Genomic DNA, 5,815 nt, shown 5'->3' with positions numbered 1-5,815 from the left:
CACCCACCCCCTTCACCTGAAAGTCATGCCATCAAAAGAACAAGAATCCTGCCGGCTTGCTCAATCCTTCGGCGCGTTCTGCTGTTGCTGCTGGAGAGCTTCGGCCAACCGGTGATCGAACGTCTTCGCGTTCGCCTCGTCCAGATCGCGGAAGTCACCGACCGTGGTGGCGACGCCGTCGGCCAGCTCCCCCACGCCTTCGGACAGGTCTCCCAGACCTTCCCGCACGTCATTCGCGTTGGTCACATAACCTTCGGCGAATTTCTTCCCCGCTTTGTCGTTCCCCCAGCAACCGTGATACCGGTCCAGGGTGTGATTCAACCGCGTCACCGCGTCCGAGAATTCGGCGTTGTCGGACCGGAGCCTGGACAGCATGTCCTGCATTCCCGAGGGATCAAGACGGAATTCGTCCGCCATCGTGCTCACCTTTCCGTCGAAGGACCTCTTGCCTCGAACAGCTTTCGGCCGGACCTGTCATGAAGCCAGCGTGACCGTCTGCCCCGCGGTGGCCGGAGCCGACGCTTCTTGGCGCCACTCATAGAGGGAACTCGTCATCCGGCTCATCAGGCCGGGTTCCTCGATCAAGCGCAGCGCACCGCGACGCCTTCGTTCGAGTGCCTTGTCGAGCTTCGCCAGCACGGCCAGATCGTAGTCGTCCAGTTCGCCGGAGGCCGGAACCGCTTCGCCGGGCGCGAGTTCCCGGAACAGCGCGGCCACCCGGGGCGCGGCCGGCTCTTCACCCTGCTCTTCGCCCACCGGTTCGGTCTCCCGCAGCGCCAAGGCCTTGAACCGGGCGCCTGCGAAGAAGACCACCTCGTTCACCGGCTGCCCGATCAGCAGTTCCGACGTCCGCCGGGCCGACGCGGGCCAGATGAGGACGTCGAGATCCGCGTCCGGCACGGTCACGTCGAGATCCATGCTGCCGACGAGGAATCCGGGCTCGGTCAGGATCGAGCCCGGCGTGATCGTGCGCTCCAGCGCCTGCGCGTCCTTGCTCTGCCGAAGCACCGCACGCCGATGGGTGGGCAGTCGCCGCAGTCCCGACGCGAGACAGGTGACCTGCCCCTCGATCTCCCCGGCGGACCCGCCGCGTACGGCGGGGTTCAGGTCGCCGAAACCGCCTCGGCCACGGCCAAGGTACAGGCAGACCGCGACGTAGTCGGCCTTGATCCCGGAGTCGGCCTGGCCGCGCATGGACGGCCAGGTCGCCAAAGCCGCGTTCACCGTGGCGAGCGCTTCGCCGTACTCGTCACCGGCCGCGGCGGTGAACCGGGCCTGCTCGGCCGCCGAACTGGCCCGGTCGGCGACGACGAGCGCGGTGCCGGTCGCCACCCGGGGTTCCACCGGCTTGGCAGGCTCGCGCGTCTCGGCCACTTCGGCCACGGGACGGTTCGAGACCTCCATCCGGGTCTCTTCCACCACCGGCATCGGCGCCGGAACGGTGTCGTCCGAGCGTACGTCGGTGACGCTCGGCGCCTCGACCGGCGTGGGCGGCGCCTGCTGCGGCGTGACGAAGGTGGGGACGGCCGGAGCAGGCCGAGCTTCCACGACCGGCTCCTGCGCGGGGGCGACCGCCGCGCCGGACACCGTCGGCACCGGTGCCGAGGACACCATGAGCGCGGCCGGCATGACCGGTCCGCCCGGTGGCCGCGGCGTCGCGGCCACCGACCTGGCCGGAGCGGGCGGCGCGACCCGCGTTTCCGTGCGCTCCGCCGGTTCAGCCTGCTTCGGGCCGGTGGCGGGAACCGGCCGGGTGACGATGGCCGGTGGGCGGTCGATCAGTTCGCGGGTCCGGTCGTCGAGCACGCCAAGCAACCGGAGACGGGCCACCTTGCGAGTTTCCGGGACGAGTTCGCCGAGCAGCGCTTCCGCGGCGGAGAGCAGGTCTGGGCCGATCGGCTCACCGGGCGTTCCGAGGTACAGCGTCCACCCGTCGGGGTCGAACGACGCCACCGAGGCCGCGGAATCACCGGCTCCGGTCCGCAGCACGAGCCCTGACGGGACGACGTCGGCCATGACCTGCCCACGCCGATATCCGGAAGCGTCGCGTCGCTGCCATCCCCGGGGCGGGACAACGGCTTCGAGTACCTCCTGACCTCCGTCCGCGCGCTGCAGCAGTTTCGCCACGAACGGCCGGTAGCGCTTCTTCACATCCGTAGGTGAGATTTCGACGACGACGTTCCGGCCGAGCGACTTCGCGAACTCGCTCAGCCAGGCGTGGGCACTGGTCGTGGTGGACAGTGGGACCAGCGTCGTCGGTACGAGCGGGAGCCGACCGACCACTGTGGACACGAGCCCGGCGGCCGGTACGGCACCTTCCGCTCCGACGACGATCTTGGCGACGGACGCGTCGGCGGGCACCGAAAAAGCCGCGTCGCCGAGAGCCGCCGGACGTGCGTCCGGACGCCGCACCAGCAGACCGGCGGGCACCGGTTCGAGGATCGCGGCCGGCCTCGGTTCGATGATCGCGCCCGGCACGCCGGACGGCGAGGCAGGCAGCGCGGCTTCCCAGGCGGGCACCGGATACCGTCGTCCATCGGGACAAGCGGGCGCTCCCGGGCGGAACCGCAGCCAGCCGGTTCCGCCGGTCCCGTGGCCCGCGTAGAGGAGTGCCCCCGGTTCGACGACGAAGGCGCCGTCCGGGGCGAAGATCTCGATGTCGAGCGCGTCGGCCAAGGCCTGGGGGACGAAGGGATCCCGGCCGAAACCCGGCAGGGCGATCCGCACGGCTTCGACGTCCTTCGCCACCACGGAGCGGTACAACAGGGCGGGCAACGCGGTGGTGAGCGAGCCATCTCTCGCCGCGCCTGGGGAAACCAGGACGAAAACGTGACCGTCGACCGGTTCCGGCCAGCCGATGGCACCGGCTTGAGTGTCGGCTTCACCGATCCGGCGGATCAGCACGTGGGCACCGCGCCGTTCGACGAGGAAGTCACCGGCGCCTTGATCCACGAGGTCGTGGTTCATCTTGCCTCCTGCTCGGGCAGTGCGAATGGACGGAGCGAAACCTTCGAGGGTGCGGGTCACCGCACACCGGTTTCCAGGTCCTCCGCGGTCAGCAACGTCAGATCGGCCGCGGTCACCTCGGAGGTCTCCGCGAGGCGGGACGCCTGCCTGTCGGTCATGCGCTCGAACACTCGCCGGGCCGTCCGGCCGTTGCCGAAGGTGCCGTCCTTCGGGATCGCCTCGAAGTAGTCGAGCAGACCGCCCGCCGCTTCTTCGTCGAGGCGGTAGTCATGTTTGGCGCACTGGGTCCGGACGATGGTGACGAGTTCGTCCGCCGTGTAGTTGGCGAACTCGATCGTGCGACTGAACCTCGATTCCATCCCGGGGTTGGATTCGAGGAACTTCGACATTTCGTTCGAGTAACCCGCGGCGATCACGACGACGTCGTCGCGGTGGTCTTCCATCAGCTTGACCAAGGTGTCGATGGCCTCGCGGCCGAAGTCCGGCCCGCTTCCTCCCGAACCGGAGCTCAGGGTGTACGCCTCGTCGATGAACAGGACGCCGCCGAGGGCGGTGGTGAAGGCCTCCGTGGTCTTGATCGCGGTGCCACCGATGATCTGCGCGACGAGATCGGCCCTGGCCACCTCGACCAGATGTCCTTCACGCAGCACACCGAGTTGCGCGAGCACCTGCCCGTAGAGGCGGGCGACCGTGGTCTTGCCGGTTCCCGGCGCTCCCGCGAACACCAGGTGGCGGGCCATCGGCGGGGCCGACAATCCCGCGTCCTGCCGCCGCTTGGCCATCTTGTTGAGATTGATCAGTGACGTCACCTCGCGCTTGACCCCGTCCAGTCCGACGAGGCCCTGCAGTTCCATGAGGGGATCGTCGGCGGTCTTGGCCCGAGCGGGAGCGGCGGCGGGCGAAGGGCGCGCCGCTTCGGCCGACGCGGACGTCCCGAACGCGTCCGGACGCAGGTTTCCGCTGGTGATCAGATCCAGCACTTCGATCGCCGTGCCGGGCCGGGTCTGCCGCAGTCCGCTGCCGTGGTTGTCCCGCACGGTGCACGACGAGACCCGGACGGCTTCCCGCGTGTCGAGCCGGATGCCGTCGGCCTTGCCACCGGAGAACTCGGAGTCGGTGATGCTGCCCGAGGCCCCCTCGGCGAACTGGCAGCCCATGCCATCGCTGCCGTGCACACGGCACCGGGCGACCGACAGGTTGGCTCCGCCCCCGGCGTGGACACCGTCCCCGCCGGAACCGGTGATGGCACTGTCCGCCAGAGCCAGCGCGGCGTCGACGACCTCGACACCGGCGGCCCTGGTGTCACGTACGCTCAGCCCGCTCGCTGTCAGCCGAGAACCGCCGACGATGCGCAGCCCCACTTCGCCGCCTTCGATCTCTACGTTCTCCATTGTGCCGCGGCCACCTTCGTCGACCTCGACACCGGCGCCGTCCGAACCGAGCACCCGTAACCGGCGGAAGAACGGATCGGCGGCGTCGGAGACCCGGACGCCGGAGCGTTTGCTCCCGGCGACGGAGAGCTGGTCGAATTCCGGGGTGGATCGCTCGGTCACGTGGACACCGATCCCGTCCACCTCGGCGACCTCGCAGTTGGTGAGCTTGCCGCCGGAACGGGCGGCGAAGTGCACGCCCCGGAAGCCGCTGGCGCGGACACGGCAGCCCCGCAGTTCCGGTTTGCAGCCTTCCGCCACGAAAACGCCCTCGGCGCCGACGCGCTCCACCGAGCAGTCGTCGAGAAAGACGTGACCGGTGCTGGCCAGATAGAAGCCGATCCCGTCCGCGGCGGACACGGACAGCCGCTTCGCCTTCATCGTCGCCTGCTGCTCGACCGCGACCGCGGGCTTGCCGGTGCCGGTGATGGTGGTGTCGTCGACGGTCAGCGTGCCGCGGCCGTTGAGGCAGATGCCGTTTCCCGCCGCCTTGACGACGCTGCAGGCCCGCATCGTCAGCGCGCCGTCGTCGGCGACCACCACGGCGGAGGTCCCCAGATCGGTGAAGCGGCAGGATTCGAGCACGCCACCGTCCGCGGCGGTGACCACGACGCCGGCTCCGACGCCATTGCGGACCTCGCAGTCACGCATCAGGACCTTGCCGTCGCCGGACGCGAAGACCGTGGACCAGCCCGCTCCGTCGAGGGAGCATTCCGTGAGGCTCAGCTGACCTTGTGCCACGAAGACGGCGGGATTGTCCTTGTCGTCGGACACGACGGAGATTCCGGACAAGGCGGCCGAGGAGGTGGCCACCGAGACGGCGACCCCGGAGCCGGCCAGGACGGTGACCGTCCCGATGCCGTCCTCTGCGGTGATCGTCACTGGTTTGGACAACACGAGGTTCTCGCTGTACCGGCCGGGTGCCACCACGATCAAGGCGCCTTCGGGTGCGCCGGCCACCGCGTCACCGATGCGCCGGTAACCGTGCCCCGGCGTCTGCGTGACCATGATGACGTTTTGGCCCACGTTCCGGCTCCCTTTCTCGTTCATCACCCGTACCGGTCCCGAGTCCGGGACTTGAGCGCACCAATGAGGCCTCGACGAATTCTTCATTCGTAACTGGTCTGATCTTCGAGGAGAAACGGAAGACAAAGGGCGCTCGGGGGAAGTTCGGGCAACATGTCGGACGAAATCGCCTCTCGCACTCCGCCCGTCACCCGCTTCGTAAGGGAAAACCCTCTTTCCGGTCACGACGCGCGTCGAGAGGGGATCAAGAGCCCGGATTCGTTCGGTAACGGGGACACTGTGGAGAGTGACCACCCGGCGTCCGCCGGCGCATCCGTCGAAGTACGATAAGCAGAGGTAGCCCCCGCCGAAGGTGGCGAAAGCGGTCGGTGCACGACAGGCTGGCGGCACAA

General features: G+C 68.8%; 3 protein-coding genes. All 3 read right to left on the bottom strand.

Translation table 11 applies throughout. The features are described from left to right. Nucleotides 1-60: 60 nt before the first annotated feature. The 3 genes from ACZ5ZX_RS11995 to ACZ5ZX_RS11985 are packed head-to-tail and all read right to left on the bottom strand — an operon-like array spanning nucleotide 61 to nucleotide 5,423. The gene (locus ACZ5ZX_RS11995; RefSeq protein WP_465502000.1) at nucleotides 61-417 is read right to left on the bottom strand and encodes a WXG100 family type VII secretion target; all 357 of its coding nucleotides are present in this window, start codon (nucleotides 415-417) and stop codon (nucleotides 61-63) included. 57 nt (nucleotides 418-474) lie between these two features. Next, on the bottom strand, nucleotides 475-2,967 hold the full coding sequence (locus ACZ5ZX_RS11990) for a hypothetical protein (RefSeq protein WP_465501999.1): 2,493 nt from the start codon (nucleotides 2,965-2,967) through the stop codon (nucleotides 475-477). 56 nt (nucleotides 2,968-3,023) lie between these two features. Then, nucleotides 3,024-5,423 (bottom strand): right-handed parallel beta-helix repeat-containing protein, encoded by a 2,400-nt coding sequence (locus ACZ5ZX_RS11985; RefSeq protein WP_465501998.1) that lies wholly within the window; start codon nucleotides 5,421-5,423, stop codon nucleotides 3,024-3,026. Between the last annotated feature and the right edge of the window lie 392 nt (nucleotides 5,424-5,815).

It is taken from the genome of Amycolatopsis sp. NPDC033938, assembly GCF_055575975.1.
The sequence above is the reverse complement of the archived record's forward strand: the minus strand, read 5'-3'. Positions and strand labels throughout refer to the sequence as shown.

What these genes read in the sequence shown, in the direction of transcription:
- ACZ5ZX_RS11995 (WP_465502000.1), bottom strand. Translation starts at nt 417, where the DNA reads ATGGCGGACGAATTCCGTCTTGATCCCTCGGGAATGCAGGACATGCTG.
- ACZ5ZX_RS11990 (WP_465501999.1), bottom strand. Translation starts at nt 2,967, where the DNA reads ATGAACCACGACCTCGTGGATCAAGGCGCCGGTGACTTCCTCGTCGAA.